Source organism: Roseobacter sp. HKCCD6576-2, assembly GCF_013179285.1.
Taxonomy (GTDB): Bacteria; Pseudomonadota; Alphaproteobacteria; order Rhodobacterales; family Rhodobacteraceae; genus Rhodophyticola; species Rhodophyticola oceani.
This window is the reverse complement of record NZ_WVNW01000001.1, coordinates 1,160,026-1,177,640: the sequence shown is the minus strand read 5'-3', so window position 1 is coordinate 1,177,640 and position 17,615 is coordinate 1,160,026. Positions and strand designations below refer to the sequence as shown.

Sequence of the window (17,615 nt, the reverse complement as noted above, 5' to 3'; positions counted from 1 at the left end):
TTTCGGGGGCGCGAGGCGCGCCGCCGCCTGTCTTAGGCCATCCCGCCAGCCACCAATCGCGCCGCAAGCGCGCCATATGCATCCGCCATTGCCCCATCTCCCACGGCGATCGGCACACCACTGTCTCCCGCGATCCGTGTTTCGAGGGAGATCGGCAAAGCGCCCAAGAACGGCAATCCCATCTGCTTGGCGGCAGCCTCGACTCCACCTTGACCAAAAATATGCGCTTCATGTCCGCACTTGGGGCAGGCATAGGTCGACATGTTTTCAATCAGGCCCAAAACCGGGGTCTCCAACATCTCAAACATATTGAGCGCCTTGCGCGCATCCAAAAGCGCCACGTCCTGCGGCGTGGAAACCACAATCGCCCCGGTCAGCTTGGCGCGCTGACACAAGGTCATCGCCACATCGCCCGTGCCAGGCGGCAGGTCGACCAAGAGCACGTCGAGCGTGCCCCATTCCACCTGCCCGAGCATCTGCTGTAGCGCGCCCATCAACATCGCCCCGCGCCACGCCACGGCTTTCTCTTCCGGCAACAGAAAGCCGAGCGACATGCATGTGACGCCATGGTTGCGCAGCGGAATGATTGTCTTGCCATCAGGAGAGAGGGGGCGCTGGTTCACGCCCATCATCCGCGGCTGCGACGGGCCGTAAAAATCGGCATCCAACAGGCCAACTTTACGGCCCTGTTTCGCCAAGGCCACCGCAAGGTTTGAAGTGACGGTGGATTTCCCCACGCCTCCCTTGCCGGACCCGATTGCGATGATGCGGGCCACGCCTTCGGGGTTCATCGGCTCGGTCTGAGGCTTCGGATGCTGACCAATTGTGAGATTAGGCGGATCTGCTGCCGGCTCGGCAGCGCGCGCTGGCCCCTTCGCCGCCGGACCATGCGCGGTCAACGCCACGGTCGCTGTGCGCACTCCCGGCAATTTCATGATCAATTGCTCGGCCGCCAGACGCACAGGCTCCATTTTCGGTGCCTGATCTAGGCTCTCTACCTCAATGACAAAACTCACATGGTTGCCCTGGACCTGGATCGCTCGCACCAAATCCCGGCTCACCAAATCGCCGCCATCCGGCAAAGTCAGCGCAGCGAGCGCCTTAACTACAGTTTGCTTCGTTACAGTCATCGGGCGTCAGCCTCGGCTTTCGGCGGGAATTGGTCAGGTTTGTCCACCACATAGGGCAGTTTTCATCGCCGCGCACCCCATAGGACAAGAAGGATCTGGCACAATCCGCCCGCAACACCCGCCATCACCAAAGCCAAACCGATGCCAACCCACTCCGCCAAGCCGCCAATGGCAAAAGCCCCAAGCGCCACGGTGCCGAACCCCACGACAGTCCAAAGGCTCATCACCCGGCCGCGCAGGTCATCGGGCAAGTCGGTCTGGATCGCCGATTGCAGGCTCACCCCCGACCAGGTGGCGCAGAACCCCGCCAAGGCTGTCGCCGCCAGCGCGACGGGCCAGATCGGCGCAAGCCCCATGGCGATCACCGCGCCCTGCCCGGCCAGCCCGACGACATACACCGCTGGTGGAATACGTGCGCCAACGGCCCCCAAACCCAAAGCCTTCGCGATCGCGGCCAGCAACGCGCCAGCGCCCGCCGCCGCCGTCAGCAACCCCAAGCCCTCCGCACCGCGTTGAAATGCGCCGTCGGCCAAGACCGGCAACACCTCCAGCGCGCCGCGCACCTGTGTCGCAAAGATCAAGGTCAACAGAAACGCCATGCGGATCAGTCGCGTGTCGCGGGCATAGTGCAGCCCATCGAGCAATTCGCGAAAGAAGGCGCGCGGCGGGCGTGGCGGCAAGCTTCGCGGCGTCAATTGCGTCAGAACAACCAACATCGGCAGATAGAAGACCACCGCCACCCAAAGCGCCACCGGCGCACCGAATTGCGCGATGATGAACCCCGCTCCGGCCGGAGCGACCAGTCTCGCAATGTTGAAATTGAGCGCCGTGGCCGACACCACATGCTGCACCAAATCAGGCGGCACCAAGCGCGGCCCGAGCGACATCCGCACCGGGTGATGCGCCGAACTGACCAACCCGATCGCCAGAGCCGCCACAGCCAAACCTGGCGCGCCAATCCACGGTAAAGACAACGCCAAAGCCGTAATGCAGACTACCTGAGCGGTATTTGTGACGACGGAAGCCCGCCGAATATCGACCCGATCCGCGATGACCCCGAAAAGCGGGCCAGTCAACAAAGTCGGCAACAAGCTGAGCCCTGCAACCAGCCCCACAAACGCAGCAGAGCCGGTCCGTTCCCACGCCAACCAAGACAGCGTCACCCGTTGGACCCAAATCGCCTGAACCGCGAAAAACACACCTAAGAAAAACAGCCGGAACTGCCTGTTCGAAAAAGCAGCGCCTTTCATCGGCATTGCTCAAAAAAGCTGCAAAACAAGGGCGGTTGATATGCAATTTCTGCATGGCAGCAATGAAAGGAGGGGGGATTGTGCATCCGCAGCATGGGGCTATCTTCTATCCGCAAGAGGCAGAACGCCCCGATATCCAAAGCGCTTCGGAAATGGGTCCGATACCGCGCGACAGACTCTGATTGAGGTACAACCAATGGCCTATGTAGCGGGCTCTCGTTCATCTTTTCTTTCTTTCGGCGACCGGCTCGCCGAGATCAAGAGCCAGTTTGCAGACGCGCTTGCCGCGCGCCGGCTCTACAACCGGACCGTGTCCGAGTTGCAAAGCTGCACCGATCGCGAACTGAACGATCTTGGCATCTCGCGCTCGATGATCAAATCCATCGCGCTTGAAGCCGCCTACGGCAAGGCTCCGCGCTAAGCCGATACGACCGAATTCGCGCGGCCCTCTCCTCCCTTCGGGCCCGCGACTACAGGCGATATCATCCCCTCCTCCCGTTTGGATGATGTTGCGACCCAGAGCCCACCCTCTCCTCCTCCCTTTGAGGTTGGGCTCATCCACGGCGGTTCCGACCTCCTCCCTGGGGCCGCCGTTCGTTTCCGGGCCAATTGGCCCAACATATCGGTCCCCTCTCCTCCTCCCTTTGAGGTGGACTGAGATCTGGCGGTGGCACCTTCTCCTCCCTTTAGGTGTCACCGCCTCTTTTTTTCATATGCATGATCAACCTGCTCTACCTTGCGGTCCTCTATGGATCCGTTATTATATGCCATATAATTAAACAGGAGAGACCGATGACAACCGGCCATGTCTTCATTGCAACCTCGCTTGACGGGTTCGTCGCACGGCCTGATCACAGTCTCGATTGGCTCATGGCGCGTGATGATGGTGACGAGGATCAGGGCTATGAGGCCTTCATCGCCGAGATGGATGGCTTGATCATGGGCCGCGCGTCTTACGAAACCGTGCTCGGGTTTGGTGACTGGCCCTACGCGAAGCCTGTTGTCGTTCTCAGCCGTAGCCTGACCCAAGCTGACCTGCCCGAGGCTCTTCGCGGCAAGGTCACAATCAGTAACGCATCCCCGGAGCAAGCGATGGCGGATCGGGCTGAGCAAGGCTGGCGCAAAGCCTATGTGGATGGCGGGCAAGTCGTGCAGTCCTTCCTGCGCGCTGGCTTGATTGCGGAGCTCACGATCACCACGATCCCGGTTTTGATCGGAGAAGGGCGGCCCCTCTTTGGACCGCTCGACCGCGATATCGAGTTGGAGCTTTGCGAAAGCCGTGCCTTTGCCTGCGGTTACGTTCAAACCCGCTACAAGGTTCGGCCATGAGCCGCCGCCGAGGGCGCCCGTCAAGCACCACCGTAACGCTATCGAAACCCCGTATTCTGGAGGCCGCGAAAGCGGTTCTGCACGAAAGCGGGGCCGATGCCGTCACCTTCCGCGCCATCGCGGATCGGTTGCAAGTCACGCCCATGGCGATCGCCCATCACACTGGCCCAAGAGCGGATTTGATGGCGGATTTAGTGACCGAGATTTACCGCTCCCTAGATGCACCGCTCACCGCCGGTCCACCCAAAGACCAACTCCGTGAACTGCTCCTCCGCCATGCCAGATGCGTGCAAGAAGTCCCGTCTCTCGCGCTCTACATCTTCGCCACACCCACGCTGTTTTCAGGGCGGTTTGAGAAGATGTTCGAGCAGCTTTGCGACCTTGCGGCGCAGATGGGTCTCGCTGACCCAGATCGGATGTCCCAAGTGCTGATCGACTACACTCATGGGGCCGTCCTAGCCGCGGCGCACGCACCGGCAGACCTGACCGAGACGGCTTGGGCTGAGTTAGGGCTTGGGTTGGACTGGCTCTTGGCCAGAGAGACCGCAAGCTAAGCGCGTTCGTCCTTCGGTGACCCCATCACCACATAGGTCGTGATCGTCGCAACTTGCGGCAGCGCGCCCAGAACATCGGTATGAAAGGTCTTGTAGCTGCTCAAATCTGCCGCCTCGACCCGCAACAGATATTCCACGCTGCCGGTGATGTTATGACACTCCCGCACCTCCGGCGCTCGGGCAACCGCCCGCTCAAACGCCTCCTGTGCGCGCTTGGAATGCTCCGACAGCCCCACGGCCATATAGGCTGTAAAGCCGATGCCCATTTTCACCGGGTCCAAAACCGCGCGATAGCCCGTGATGACGCCAGCGGTTTCGAGCGCCGCAACCCTCCGCAGACAAGCCGACGGGCTGAGCGTCACCCGCTCAGCCAGATCCAGATTGCTGATCCGCCCATCCCGGGACAGTTCACGCAATATCTGGCGGTCTTTTCCATCCATCCTCGTCATTTGTTGCAAGATTATCCATTGAACACGTCACTTTGCAATTTCATTGCGCCTGATGCCGCCTAACGTTGCGCATATGACACTTGACCTCATCACCGCGCTTGCGCTTTTCGCCTTCGTCAGCTCGATCACGCCGGGACCGAACAACTTGATGCTGATGGCGTCCGGCGCCAATTTCGGGATGCGCCGAACCATTCCGCATATGTTGGGCGTGGCGCTTGGCTTTGTGATCATGGCCGTGGCAATCGGTGCCGGTCTGATCCAGATCTTTGATGCCTATCCGGTGATCTATACGATCCTGAAAGTCGTCAGTGTCGGCTATCTGCTTTATCTGGCGTGGAAAATAGGCTCAGCCGTCCCGATTTTACCGGAGGTGCAGGCCGCCGGCACGCCGCTGACCTTCCTGCAGGCCGCCGGGTTCCAATGGGTTAACCCAAAGGCGTTGAGCATGGCCTTGACGGCCATCACCGTCTACACGCCGCCTGGGCGCGGCTTCGACGATCTGCTGGTCATGGCGGTGGTCTTTGGCGTGATTAACCTGCCCTCGGTTGGGTCTTGGGCTTGGTTGGGTCTACAAATGCGCCGCTTGTTGACCAACCCGGCACGGCTCCGGGCCTTCAACATCTTGATGGCCCTGCTTTTGGTGGCCTCGCTCTACCCAATTTTGACGGCATAGAACGCAGGCTGAGGCTAACCGAAGCATGCGAAACGGTGCTTACAAGATGCTAGGCACCATAGAGGCCGCCGGACGACCGATAGATCGCTGCCTAAGGCTCCGCCCGCAGATCGCGTTTCGCATCCGCCAAGAGGCCCAAAGAGGGTCCGGAAATCGGGCGCCGGGTCTTTCTATTGAGATCAACGACTTCACATTCCGGGTTGCAAGCCCGCGCGACAGACAAGATCGCGTGGCTTTGCCCCTCCAACTGGCCGGGCCTGAGACAAAGCCGGTCATATGTTTCGGCAATCAGCATCAGCCGCGCCTGCCCCGGGCTTTGCGCCACATCGCAGCTGTTATGGGCCATGCCATAGCGTGCAACCCACGCCCGGGCGCGGACAGGATCGGGTTCCAAAACCAGTGTTTTCATGCGGCAGCCTCCCCGGTTCGGGTCATCCCTCCGTCGGCAAGCACGTGCTCCCCCGCCGTTTGTCCCTAAAACGGCACGTCTCCGGCGCTATCTGCGGCGACCAAGAACCGGCCCACCACATGTTTCACGCCCGCCTTGTCGAAAACGACTTCGACCTTATCCCCTTCTACCGCATTCACGCGGCCATAACCGAATTTTTGGTGGAACACCCGGTCGTCCAGCAAAAACGCGCTGATCGCTTCGGCATCGATGGTCATGTTGCGGCTTTCCCGCGGCTGGCTCATGCCGCGTTGGCCCTGATTGGCCTGGAGCCGCCGCCAGCCGGGCGAGTTATAAACATTCGCCTCCGCCGCTTTCTGGTGCAGGTCCGAGCCGCGCATCATCCCCGCCGTCGGCGACGCACTGCCCGACATGCCCGTGCCGTGGCCGTAAAGCCCAGGCGGGGTCAGCACCTCCACATGCTCTTCGGGCAATTCATCGATGAAACGCGAGGCCATTTGGCTTTGCCATTGGCCATAGACCCGGCGATTGCCCGCGAAAGAGATCGTGCAGACCTCTTCGGCCCGGGTGATGCCGACATAGGCGAGCCGACGTTCTTCCTCGAGTCCCTTCATCCCCTCCTCATCCATCGAGCGCTGACTGGGGAACAGCCCATCCTCCCAGCCCGGCAAGAACACAGCGGGGAACTCGAGCCCTTTGGCTGCGTGCAGCGTCATCAACGTGACTTTCGGCTCTCCATCCTCGGTCTCGTTATCCATGATCAGACTGACATGTTCGAGGAACCCTTGCAGGTTTTCAAAGCCTTCCAGGGCCTTGATCAATTCCTTCAGGTTCTCCAACCGTCCCGGCGCTTCGGGCGTTTTGTCGTTTTGCCAATGGCCGGTATAGCCGCTCTCATCGAGGATGATCTCCGCCAGTTCGATATGGCTGGGGGCGGCCCCCGCCGGGCGCTCCACCTCGATCAGGTCACTCTCCGGCGCAGAGGCCACTCTCGACCCAAGCAGCATCATGCGCCAGCGATCGATCCCCTCGATCAACCGGGCCAGTTCCTTGGCACCCTTGCCACCGATGCCTTTCTCGGCCAGCAAAATCCGCGCGCCTTCCACCAGGCTGACGCCGTTTTGCCGGGCCGTGATCTGGATATTCTGCTGCGCTTTGTCACCAAGGCCCCGTTTCGGCGTGTTCACGATCCGCTCAAAGGCCAGATCGTCCTCGGGGCTGACCACCACGCGGAAATAGGCCATCGCATCGCGGATCTCCATCCGCTCATAAAACCGCGGGCCACCGATGACCCGATAGGGCAGACCGATGGTCAGAAACCGATCCTCGAAGGCGCGCATCTGATGGCTGGCGCGGACCAAAATCGCCATGCCGTCCGGGCTGATCGGGTCCATGCCGCGCGTGCCCTTCTCCATCGCCTCGATCTCATCGCCAACCCAACGGGCCTCCTCGTCGCCATCCCAATGGCCGATCAGGCGGATTTTCTCGCCATCCTCGCCATCGGTCCAAAGCGTCTTGCCAAGCCGCCCTTTGTTGCCCGCAATCACGCCCGAGGCCGCCGCCAGGATATGCCCAGTCGAGCGGTAATTCTGCTCCAGGCGCACGACCTTCGCGCCTGGGAAATCCTTTTCAAACCTCAGGATATTGCCCACTTCGGCCCCGCGCCAACCATAGATCGACTGGTCATCATCGCCGACGCAGCAGATATTCTGATGCCCCTGCGCAAGAAGCCGCAGCCAGAGATATTGCGCGACATTGGTATCTTGGTATTCGTCCACCAGGATATAGCGGAACCAGCGCTGATACTGCGCCAGAAGATCCTCATTCTCCTGGAAAATCGTCACCATATGCAGGAGCAGATCGCCAAAATCGGTCGCATTCAGCGTCTTCAGTCGCGCTTGATAGGCCGCGTAAAGCTCGACACCGCGTTTGTTATAAGCCCCCGCCTCTCCAGCGGGCACTTTCTCCGGAGTCCAGGCGCGGTTCTTCCACCCGTCGATGATCCCGGCCAGCATCCGCGCAGGCCAACGTTTTTCATCAATCCCTTCGGCCAGGATCAACTGCTTCATCAGCCGGACCTGATCATCCGTATCCAGGATGGTAAAATTCGACTTCAACCCAACCAGTTCGGCATGACGCCGCAGCAGTTTCACGCAGATCGCGTGGAAGGTGCCGAGCCACGGCATGCCCTCAACCGCCTCGCCCATCAACCCGCCGATCCGGTGCTTCATCTCGCGCGCGGCTTTGTTGGTGAAGGTCACCGCCAGGATTTCATTCGGTCGCGCCGTGCCGGTGGCCAGCAAATGTGCGATCCGCGCCGTCAGCGCCCGGGTTTTTCCGGTGCCCGCGCCGGCAAGCATCAAGACCGGGCCGTCCAGCGCCTCGACCGCCTCGCGTTGCGCCGGGTTCAGCCCGTCCATGTAAGGCATGGGCCGCGCGGCCATGGCGCGGCGCGACAGGGAGGCCGCCTCGAAAGCGTCCGTCTCGTCAAATGTGTCGTCAAATCTGCTCATGCGCGCAGCATATATAGGGTTGCTGCGTCTGGGAAGGCATGTTCTTAGATTGTTCTGCCTGCAGGATTTGTGGATCAACCCGCGCCGAGGCGGAAGACCTTCGAGCCATAAAACGGTGGTCATGACACATCTGAGCCGTTGATTTTTCTGGACAAGCGCGCGGCGGCGGGTTTGCTGGGCCTCATGAGCTTGGAGCAGCAATATCCCGCCCTCAGCGATCTGAAAGCCCGTGCCCGGCGGCGTATTCCGCATTTTGTCTGGGAATATCTCGATAGCGCCACGGGCGCCGAAACCGTCACGTCCCGCAATCGGACCGCATTCGATCAGGTGCTTTTGCAACCGTCGATCCTGCACGGTGAGATCGCGCCCGATCTCTCGACCCGGTTTCTGGGCCGTGACTATCCGGCCCCTTTCGGCATTGCGCCTTTGGGGATGTCGGGCCTGATCTGGCCCGGGGCGGAGCGCATCTTGGCGCGCCATGGTGCAGCCGCAGGCGTGCCCTATTGCCTGTCGACCGTCGCGACTCAAACCCCGGATGATTTGGCCGATGTGATTGGCAACCAAGGCTGGTTTCAGATGTATCCGCCACGTGATCCTGCGATCCGGACCGATATGCTGCGCCGCGCCAAGGATGCCGGGTTTCACACATTGGTCTTGACCGTCGATGTCCCCGCCCCCTCGCGCCGCGAGCGGCAAACCCGCGGCGGCCTGGTCCAACCGCCACGGCTCACGCCGCGCTTGGCGTTGCAGGTGGCGCGCTGCCCTGCCTGGGCGGGCCAAATCCTGCGAAGCGGCATGCCCCGCATGCGGCTGATGGACAGCTATGCGCCGAAAAACACGGGCACTTTGCCCTCGACGGCCCATGTTGGTTACCTGCTCAGAACCTCACCGGATTGGGCCTATCTTGCTGAGTTGCGTGCCGCCTGGGACGGCCCGTTGATCGTCAAAGGCGTGTTGCAGGCCGAAGATGCGGCACGATTAGGCGGCGAGGGGGTTGATGCCATCTGGGTCTCCAACCACGCGGGACGGCAGTTTGATGCTGCACCTGCAACGATCGACGCATTGCCCGCCATTCGCGCCGCGACAGCTCTGCCGATCCTGTTCGATAGTGGGGTCGAGGGCGGCCTCGACATTCTGCGCGCGCTGGCGCTTGGGGCGGATTTCGTGATGATGGGGCGGCCCTGGCATTACGCGCTCGGCGCCTTGGGAGCGGACGGGCCAACCCACCTCCACGACCTTCTTGTGAAAGATATGATTGCCAATATGGCGCAGATCGGGGCGGCGCGTTTGGCCGATCTGCCGGAGCGGTTGGTGCCCCGCCAGTAAGCCTGAAGTCTTACAGGCTTGTCATGATTCGTGACGCAGCGTCACAGCTTGCGGTTGCAGCCGTCACATCTCCGTCATAGACATGCTGCAACTGCGAAAAGGAGGCCCGTGTCCGATGCCTGAATTCCAGAAAATCCTCATTGCCAATCGCGGCGAGATTGCCATCCGCGTCATGCGCGCCGCCAATGAGTTGGGCAAACGCACGGTCGCGGTTTATGCCGAAGAAGACAAGCTGAGTTTACACCGTTTCAAGGCCGATGAGGCCTATAAGATCGGTGAGGGCCTGGGACCGGTCGCGGCCTATCTGTCGATTGAGGAGATCATCCGGGTCGCCAAGATGTGCGGCGCCGATGCGATCCATCCTGGCTATGGCCTTCTCTCCGAAAACCCCGATTTCGTCGATGCCTGCACCAAGGCCGGAATCACCTTTATCGGCCCGAAGGCGGAAACCATGCGCGCCCTGGGCGACAAAGCCAGCGCCCGCCGCGTGGCAATTGAGGCCGGTGTGCCGGTCATCCCTGCCACCGAGGTCCTAGGCGACGATATGGAGGCGATCCGCGCCGAAGCGGCGGAGATCGGCTATCCGCTGATGCTGAAAGCCTCCTGGGGCGGCGGCGGGCGGGGGATGCGCCCAATCATGGGCCCCGATGAGTTGGAAGAGAAGGTCCGCGAGGGGCGGCGCGAGGCCGAAGCCGCCTTTGGCAATGGCGAAGGCTATCTAGAGAAGATGATCCTCCGCGCGCGTCATGTGGAAGTGCAGATTCTCGGCGACAGCCATGGCGCGATCTATCATCTGTATGAGCGCGATTGCTCCGTCCAGCGCCGCAATCAGAAAGTCGTGGAACGCGCGCCCGCGCCCTACCTGTCGGAGACACAGCGCGAAGAGATTTGCCTGCTCGGCAAGCGGATCTGCGAACATGTGAACTACGAGTGTGCCGGCACGGTCGAGTTCCTGATGGATATGGAGTCCGGCGCGTTCTACTTCATCGAGGTCAATCCACGAGTTCAGGTTGAACACACTGTCACCGAAGAAGTCACCGGTATCGACATCGTCCGGGCGCAGATCCTGATCGCCGAGGGCAAAAGCCTGGTCGAAGCCACCGGCACCGCCTCACAATATGATGTGAAGCTTGATGGCCACGCGATCCAGTGCCGGGTCACAACCGAGGATCCGACCAACAATTTCATCCCCGATTATGGCCGGATCACCGCCTATCGCGGGGCCACCGGCATGGGCATCCGGTTGGATGGTGGCACCGCTTATTCGGGGGCGGTGATCACCCGCTATTACGATTCGCTTCTGGAGAAGGTGACGGCTTGGGCCCCCACACCCGAGGCGGCAATTGCGCGGATGGACCGGGCACTCCGCGAGTTCCGCATCCGGGGTGTTTCGACCAATATCGCTTTTGTCGAGAACCTGCTGAAGCATCCAACTTTCCTGAATTATCAATATCATACGAAGTTCATCGACGAGACGCCGGAGCTGTTCGATTTCGCACCACGCCGCGACCGCGCGACGAAAATCCTGCGCTATATCGCAGATATCACCGTCAACGGGCATCCTGAGACCGCCGGTCGCCCCCTACCCGTCTCGGATATCAAACTGCCCCGCGCCCCCGCGCAAAAGGCCGATATCCTGCCGGGCACCCGCGATTTGCTGGATAAGAAAGGCCCGCAAGCCGTCGCCGATTGGATGGCGGCGCAAAAACATCTGCTGATCACCGACACCACAATGCGCGACGGGCACCAATCGCTTTTGGCGACGCGGATGCGCTCAATCGATATGATCAATGTGGCGCCCGCCTATGCCGCCAATCTGCCCGGGCTGTTCAGCGTCGAATGCTGGGGCGGTGCGACCTTCGACGTGGCCTATCGCTTCTTGCAGGAATGCCCGTGGCAACGTCTGCGCGACATCCGGCGCGCAATGCCCAATGTGATGACGCAAATGCTGCTGCGCGCCTCCAACGGGGTTGGCTACACCAACTATCCCGACAATGTGGTGCAAAGCTTCGTGGCCCAAGCCGCCACATCTGGCGTCGATGTGTTCCGTGTCTTTGACTCGCTCAACTGGGTCGAAAACATGCGCGTTGCGATGGATGCGGTGATCGAGGCGAATAAGGTCTGCGAAGGCACGATTTGCTACACCGGTGACATCCTCGACCCGGCGCGCGCCAAATATGACCTGAAATACTATGTGGAGATGGGCAAATCTCTGCGTGATGCGGGCGCCCATGTTCTGGGCCTGAAAGACATGGCGGGGCTTCTGAAACCGGCCTCCGCGACGCTCCTGATCAAGGCGCTGAAAGAAGAGGTCGGCCTGCCGATCCATTTCCACACCCATGACACGGCAGGCATCGCCTGCGCCACGATCCTGGCAGCGTCCGAGGCAGGCGTTGATGCGGTCGACTGCGCCATGGACGCCCTCTCGGGCAATACCAGCCAGGCGACGCTTGGCACTGTGGTTGAGGCGCTGAAACACACGCCGCGCGACACCAGGCTCGACATCAAATCCGTGCGCGAGATCAGCGACTACTGGGAAGCGGTGCGCGGCCATTACGCGGCCTTTGAAAGCGGCATGCAGGCCCCAGCTTCCGAGGTGTATCTGCATGAGATGCCCGGCGGTCAGTTCACCAACCTCAAGGCGCAGGCGCGGAGCCTGGGGCTGGAAGAACGCTGGCATGAGGTCGCTCAGATGTATGCCGATGTGAACCAGATGTTTGGTGATATCGTGAAAGTCACGCCGTCCTCCAAGGTTGTGGGCGACATGGCGCTGATGATGGTCAGCCAGGGCCTGACCCGCGATCAGGTCGAGGATCCGACAACTGATGTTGCCTTCCCCGACAGCGTGATCGACATGATGCGCGGCAATCTAGGCCAGCCGCCGGGTGGCTTCCCGCCGGGTATTTTGAAGAAGGTCCTGAAAGACGAAGCGCCGGTACTGGATCGTCCGGGCAAGCATCTCAAACCGGTCGATTTGGAGAAGGCGCGGAGCGACCTCTCCGCCGAGCTGGGCCTGGAGATCGATGACGAAGACCTGAACGGATATCTGATGTATCCCAAGGTTTTCACCGATTACATGACCCGCCACGCGGAATACGGGCCAGTCCGGACGCTGCCGACACGCACCTTCTTCTACGGCATGGACTCGGGCGAAGAGATCGAAGCCGAGATCGACCCCGGCGTCACCTTGGTGATCCGGATGCAAGCCGTGGGTGAAACCAATGACGAGGGTGAAGCCAAAGTGTTCTTTGAGCTGAACGGCCAACCCCGTACCATCCGCGTCCCCAACCGAAAGATCGCAGCCAGCACCGCTAAACGTCCGAAAGCTGAGTTGGGCAACCCAAACCATATCGGCGCACCGATGCCGGGCGTCGTGGCCAGCGTCGCCGTGCAGCCAGGCGCCAAGGTGAAAGAGGGCGATCTGCTTCTGACCATTGAGGCGATGAAAATGGAAACCGGCATCCATGCCGACCGCGACGCAACAGTCAAAGCGGTGCATGTCACGCCAGGCGGTCAGATCGATGCCAAAGATTTGTTGGTGGAATTGGGATGAGGTGCTTCCGCGCCATCACTCTGCCGCTCTTGATGTCTCTGGCTTTGGTCACGCCACTGGCCGCCCAGGTCAAAGGCGGCGGCGGCGGGGGCGACGAAACAACCGTGTTTGAAGAGCATGATCCGGTGATGAATGCCGCTATCGCCGAGGCCCAGGCAGGTCTGCCACGCTTCTTGGCCGAGGTGCTGAACGCGGATGGCGAAAGCCAAGGGCGCGGCACAGTCAAGGTCGCGTTTCAAACCTTCCCGGTCGATCATGGCGATGAGATCATCTGGGTCCGCGACATCTCACAGCGCGCAGGTGGTCAATTCACCGGCTTTCTCAACAATGCCCCGGTCAATCTGGGTGATTGGCGAGAGGGCAGCCAGGTGCAGTTCTCCTATGAGATGATCCAGGATTGGAGCCTCACCTCGCCCGCCGGTCGACTTTGGGGCAATTACACCACACGGGTTATCGCCGATTTGCCGGGCAATGGTTATCTCTGGGATTATCTTGAGCCAGCGCCTTTGCCGCCAGGCTGGTGATGGCCACCAGGCGAGGATGAAAACTGCGCCCAGGATGCATTTTTTCTCTTGCAGCCCCGGCCCGGTCAAAATAGATACCACCTCCACAGAGCGGGCGTAGCTCAGGGGTAGAGCATAACCTTGCCAAGGTTAGGGTCGTGAGTTCGAATCTCATCGCCCGCTCCAATCAAAAGGCCCGGGGATTTTCCCCGGGTTTTTTGTTGTTTGGCGATCAGCGTTAACCCCATGGCCATCTACGGCCAAACTTGGCTATACCCATCGGAAGGATTGGCCCTACCCGGTCTATAGCTCTTCTGCTTGATCCAATAAAACCTCGCGATTTGCGGCCAATCAAGCCTTGGGAGAGAACACGATGAAAATGACAACCGAAGAAGCCTTTGTGAAGGTCCTGCAGCGCCACGGGATCGAACATGCGTTTGGGATCATCGGCTCTGCCATGATGCCGATCTCCGATCTGTTCCCAAAGGCCCGCATCACGTTCTGGGACTGCGCCCATGAGGGCAGCGCGGGGATGATGGCCGATGGCTACACCCGCGCCACTGGCAAGATGTCGATGATGATCGCGCAGAACGGACCCGGCATCACCAATTTCGTCACCGCCGTGAAAACCGCCTATTGGAACCACACGCCGCTTTTGTTGGTCACCCCTCAAGCCGCGAACAAAACAATCGGCCAAGGCGGGTTCCAAGAGGTCGAGCAGATGAAACTGTTCGAAGATATGGTGGCCTATCAGGAAGAGGTGCGTGATCCGAGCCGCGTCGTCGAGGTGCTGACCCGGGTGATTGCGCAAGCCAAGCGCCTCTCGGCCCCGGCGCAGATCAACATTCCGCGCGATTTCTGGACCCAGGTCGTGGATATCGAGATCGCCGACCCGATCGAGTTTGAACGCTCTCCGGGCGGAGAAAACTCTGTCGCGGATGCCGCGAAACTGCTGTCCGAGGCGCAAAACCCGGTGATCCTGAACGGCGCGGGCGTGGTCCTCTCCGAAGGCGGGATCGACGCCTCCAAGGCGCTGGCGGAGCGGCTCGATGCGCCGGTTTGCGTCGGCTATCAGCACAATGACGCCTTCCCCGGCAACCACCCGCTTTTTGCCGGCCCGCTTGGCTATAACGGCTCAAAAGCCGGGATGGAGTTGATCAAGGGGGCCGATGTCGTGCTCTGCCTCGGCACCCGGTTGAACCCGTTCTCGACTCTGCCGGGCTATGGGATGGAATACTGGCCGACAGACGCGAAAATCATCCAGGTCGACATCAATCCGGATCGGATTGGGCTGACCAAGAAGGTCACGGTCGGCATCGTCGGCGATGCGGCGAAGGTCGCGAAGGGCATTCTCGCCAACTTGAGCGACAGCGCGGGCGACACAGGCCGCGACGAGCGAAAAGCACGGATCGCGCAGACCAAATCAACCTGGGCGCAGCAGCTCAGCTCGATGGATCACGAAGACGACGATCCAGGCACCACCTGGAACGAACGGGCCCGGTCCGCGAAACCGGATTGGATGTCGCCCCGCATGGCTTGGCGCGCGATCCAGCAGGCCCTGCCGCGTGAGGCGATTATCTCGTCCGACATCGGCAACAATTGCGCCATCGGCAACGCGTATCCTTCCTTTGATCAGGGTCGCAAATATCTGGCACCAGGCCTCTTTGGCCCCTGCGGGTATGGCTTGCCCGCAATTGTCGGCGCCAAGATTGGCTGCCCCGATGTACCGGTCGTCGGGTTCGCAGGCGATGGCGCGTTTGGCATCGCAGTGAATGAACTGACGGCGATTGGCCGGGGCGAATGGCCCGGGATCACTCAAATCGTGTTCCGCAATTACCAATGGGGCGCGGAGAAGCGGAACTCGACCCTCTGGTTTGATGACAACTTCGTCGGCACCGAGTTGGATGATGACGTGAGCTATGCCGGAATCGCGCAGGCATGTGGCCTGAAAGGCGTCGTGGCTCGGACAATGGACGAGCTCACCGCCGCGCTGAACCAGGCGCTGAAGGATCAAGCCGCAGGCAAGACCACCCTGATTGAGGCGATGATCAATCAGGAACTGGGTGAGCCCTTCCGCCGCGATGCGATGAAGAAGCCGGTCGAAGTGGCGGGCATTTCACCTGATGACATGATCCCCCAGGCCGGCGCATGACCGCATCGGTCCTGACCGATCTACATGCCCGCGCGGCCGTTGCGGGGAAGCGTATCGTGCTCAGCGAAGGTAACGACCCCCGGGTCGTTGCCGCGGCTTTGGCCGCACGGGATGCTGGCTTGGCGCAGGTCTCGCTTGTCGGCGGCCCAGATGTGGTCGCCGAGATTGCACGACAAGGTGGCTCGGCTGACGGGATTACCATCTATGATCCGCTACACTCCGATCTGACGCCGGGCTTGGCCGACCTGCTTGTGGGCCTGCGCGGCCATAAGGGTATGACCCCGGAAAGGGCGGCGGAGCAGGTTCTGGACCGTTTGGTCTTTGCCGCGCTTCTGGTGCGCGCTGGCCATGCGGATGGCACAGTGGGCGGCGCCGTTGCGACGACCTCTGATACTGTCCGAACCGCGCTTCAGATCATCGGGAAGGCCGAGGGCGCGGCGCTCGTTTCGTCCTTCTTCTTGATGGTTTTGCCAGAGGCCCACGCTTCAGACCGGGATGCGATGATCTTCTCCGATTGTGGGCTGGTCATTGACCCATCCGCCGAAGAGCTCGCGGCCATTGCGGCCCAGGCTGCCGGGTCTTGGAGTGCTCTGACGGGGCGGGAGGCCAAAGTCGCCATGCTGTCCTTCTCGACAAAAGGCAGCGCCCGCCATGAGAGAGTCGACAAGACGACAGAGGCGCTCGCCATACTGCGCGCGGCCCATCCCGAACTTGATGCCGACGGCGAATTTCAGTTCGACGCCGCGTTTGTGCCTGAGATCGGTGCCAAGAAAGCCCCCGGGTCGACGAGCGCGGGCCAGGCCAATGTGATGATCTTTCCCAATCTGGACGCTGGCAATATCGGCTACAAGATTGCCCAGCGTGTGGGCGGGGCGAAGGCCATCGGCCCCGTTCTGCAGGGCTTGGCGCGACCGGCCAATGACCTGAGCCGGGGCTGCGTGGCCGAAGACATCGTCGACATCATCGCCGTGACTGCGGCGCAGGCCATCGCACTGGACGGCTAACGCCTCTGCCCGATCATAAGAACGGCCCCGAGGTTTTGCCTCGGGGCCTTTTTATTAGGCTGCTCGACTGTGGAGATCGGGTTTCCGATGCTCCGCCCGTTCGCGTCTGGAAAGCCCCCACTGGCGGCTTTCCAGACCAGCGCTCACCCCTTCCCGCGCCAGGGGATCAAGATGCGCTCAAGCCAGCGCATGAACATCTCGATCCCAAAGCCGATGACACCGATGATGATGATACCAAGCACCACCACTTCGGTTTGCAGAAAGTTCTTCGCGATCAGGATCATCGAGCCGAGGCCCTGATCCGCCGCCACCAGTTCCGCAGCCACCAACGTGCCCCAACAGACGCCCATCGCCGTCCGCAACCCGGTGAAAATCTCGGGCAGAGCATTGGGCAGGATCACATGGCGCAAGACCTGCATCTTCGACGCCCCAAGCGAATACGCGGCGTGAACCTTAGAAATCCGAACCGAGCCGACACCGGAGCGCGCGGCGATGATCATGATGAAGAGCGCCGCGAGGAACAGCAGGAAGACCTTTGCCGTCTCATCGATGCCCAACCACAAGATCACCAGCGGGATCAGCGCCAGAGGCGGGATCGGGCGCATGAACTCGACAATTGGGTCCAACAGCCCGCGCCAGAAAGAGCTGAGCCCCATGGCAAAGCCTAGCGGAATGCCGACCAACGCACCGAAGAACACGCCCAGCAGCACCCGATAGACCGAGGTCCAGACATGCTCCCAAAGCGCCACGTTGCGGTAGCCATCGGCGAT

Annotated in this window: 14 protein-coding genes, 1 tRNA gene and 1 pseudogene; 10 read left to right on the top strand and 6 right to left on the bottom strand. The window is 61.1% G+C overall.

The window, feature by feature from the left end; translation table 11 throughout:
• Positions 1–32: 32 nt before the first annotated feature.
• Together GTF44_RS05820 and GTF44_RS05815 are read right to left on the bottom strand one after the other, a co-directional pair.
• Positions 33–1,130, bottom strand: a complete 1,098-nt coding sequence (locus tag GTF44_RS05820) for an Mrp/NBP35 family ATP-binding protein (RefSeq protein WP_171558198.1) — start codon at positions 1,128–1,130, stop codon at positions 33–35.
• Positions 1,131–1,192: 62 nt separating this feature from the next.
• On the bottom strand, positions 1,193–2,380 hold the full coding sequence (locus GTF44_RS05815) for an MFS transporter (RefSeq protein WP_171558197.1): 1,188 nt from the start codon (positions 2,378–2,380) through the stop codon (positions 1,193–1,195).
• Positions 2,381–2,576: 196 nt separating this feature from the next.
• Between GTF44_RS05815 and GTF44_RS05810 the strand changes: the two genes are divergently transcribed.
• From GTF44_RS05810 to GTF44_RS05800, 3 genes are all read left to right on the top strand, one after another.
• Positions 2,577–2,801 carry a DUF1127 domain-containing protein gene (locus GTF44_RS05810; protein WP_145217212.1) on the top strand — a complete coding sequence of 75 codons (225 nt, stop codon included), beginning with the start codon at positions 2,577–2,579 and terminating at the stop codon, positions 2,799–2,801.
• A gap of 371 nt (positions 2,802–3,172) precedes the next feature.
• A complete protein-coding gene (locus tag GTF44_RS05805) occupies positions 3,173–3,709 on the top strand; it encodes a dihydrofolate reductase family protein (protein WP_171558195.1) in 537 nt (178 codons plus the stop codon).
• Entirely contained in the window at positions 3,706–4,263 is a 558-nt protein-coding gene (locus tag GTF44_RS05800) for a TetR/AcrR family transcriptional regulator (protein WP_171558193.1), read from the top strand. Before GTF44_RS05805 ends, GTF44_RS05800 begins: the two co-directional genes overlap by 4 nt.
• Here GTF44_RS05800 and GTF44_RS05795 read toward each other — a convergent pair.
• Positions 4,260–4,712 carry an Lrp/AsnC family transcriptional regulator gene (locus GTF44_RS05795; RefSeq protein ID WP_171558191.1) on the bottom strand — a complete coding sequence of 151 codons (453 nt, stop codon included), beginning with the start codon at positions 4,710–4,712 and terminating at the stop codon, positions 4,260–4,262. The genes GTF44_RS05800 and GTF44_RS05795 overlap by 4 nt on opposite strands.
• 73 nt (positions 4,713–4,785) lie before the next feature.
• On the opposite strand from GTF44_RS05795, the gene GTF44_RS05790 reads away from it, so the two are divergent.
• On the top strand, positions 4,786–5,385 hold the full coding sequence (locus tag GTF44_RS05790) for a LysE family translocator (protein ID WP_171558190.1): 600 nt from the start codon (positions 4,786–4,788) through the stop codon (positions 5,383–5,385).
• Between the two features lie 91 nt (positions 5,386–5,476).
• Here the strand turns inward: GTF44_RS05790 and GTF44_RS05785 are convergent, their stop codons facing one another.
• A complete protein-coding gene (locus GTF44_RS05785) occupies positions 5,477–5,794 on the bottom strand; it encodes a hypothetical protein (protein WP_171558188.1) in 318 nt (105 codons plus the stop codon).
• Positions 5,795–5,859: 65 nt separating this feature from the next.
• On the bottom strand, positions 5,860–8,307 hold the full coding sequence (locus tag GTF44_RS05780) for an ATP-dependent helicase (protein ID WP_171558186.1): 2,448 nt from the start codon (positions 8,305–8,307) through the stop codon (positions 5,860–5,862).
• A gap of 183 nt (positions 8,308–8,490) precedes the next feature.
• On the opposite strand from GTF44_RS05780, the gene GTF44_RS05775 reads away from it, so the two are divergent.
• From GTF44_RS05775 to pta, 6 genes are all read left to right on the top strand, one after another.
• Complete coding sequence (locus tag GTF44_RS05775; protein WP_171558650.1) at positions 8,491–9,633, top strand: alpha-hydroxy acid oxidase; 1,143 nt, start codon at positions 8,491–8,493, stop codon at positions 9,631–9,633.
• Between the two features lie 115 nt (positions 9,634–9,748).
• Entirely contained in the window at positions 9,749–13,186 is a 3,438-nt protein-coding gene (locus tag GTF44_RS05770) for a pyruvate carboxylase (RefSeq protein WP_171558185.1), read from the top strand.
• On the top strand, positions 13,183–13,710 hold the full coding sequence (locus GTF44_RS05765) for a DUF2314 domain-containing protein (protein WP_171558183.1): 528 nt from the start codon (positions 13,183–13,185) through the stop codon (positions 13,708–13,710). The genes GTF44_RS05770 and GTF44_RS05765 overlap by 4 nt, the downstream gene beginning before the upstream one ends.
• 90 nt (positions 13,711–13,800) lie before the next feature.
• Positions 13,801–13,875: transfer RNA gene (locus tag GTF44_RS05760), tRNA-Gly, on the top strand.
• A gap of 187 nt (positions 13,876–14,062) precedes the next feature.
• The gene (xsc, locus tag GTF44_RS05755) at positions 14,063–15,841 is read left to right on the top strand and encodes a sulfoacetaldehyde acetyltransferase (RefSeq protein ID WP_171558181.1); all 1,779 of its coding nucleotides are present in this window, start codon (positions 14,063–14,065) and stop codon (positions 15,839–15,841) included.
• A complete protein-coding gene (gene pta / locus GTF44_RS05750; protein ID WP_171558180.1) occupies positions 15,838–16,845 on the top strand; it encodes a phosphate acetyltransferase in 1,008 nt (335 codons plus the stop codon). The genes xsc and pta overlap by 4 nt, the downstream gene beginning before the upstream one ends.
• 143 nt (positions 16,846–16,988) lie before the next feature.
• Here pta and GTF44_RS05745 read toward each other — a convergent pair.
• A pseudogene (locus tag GTF44_RS05745) lies at positions 16,989–17,609 on the bottom strand (ABC transporter permease); the annotation flags it as partial.
• Between the last annotated feature and the right edge of the window lie 6 nt (positions 17,610–17,615).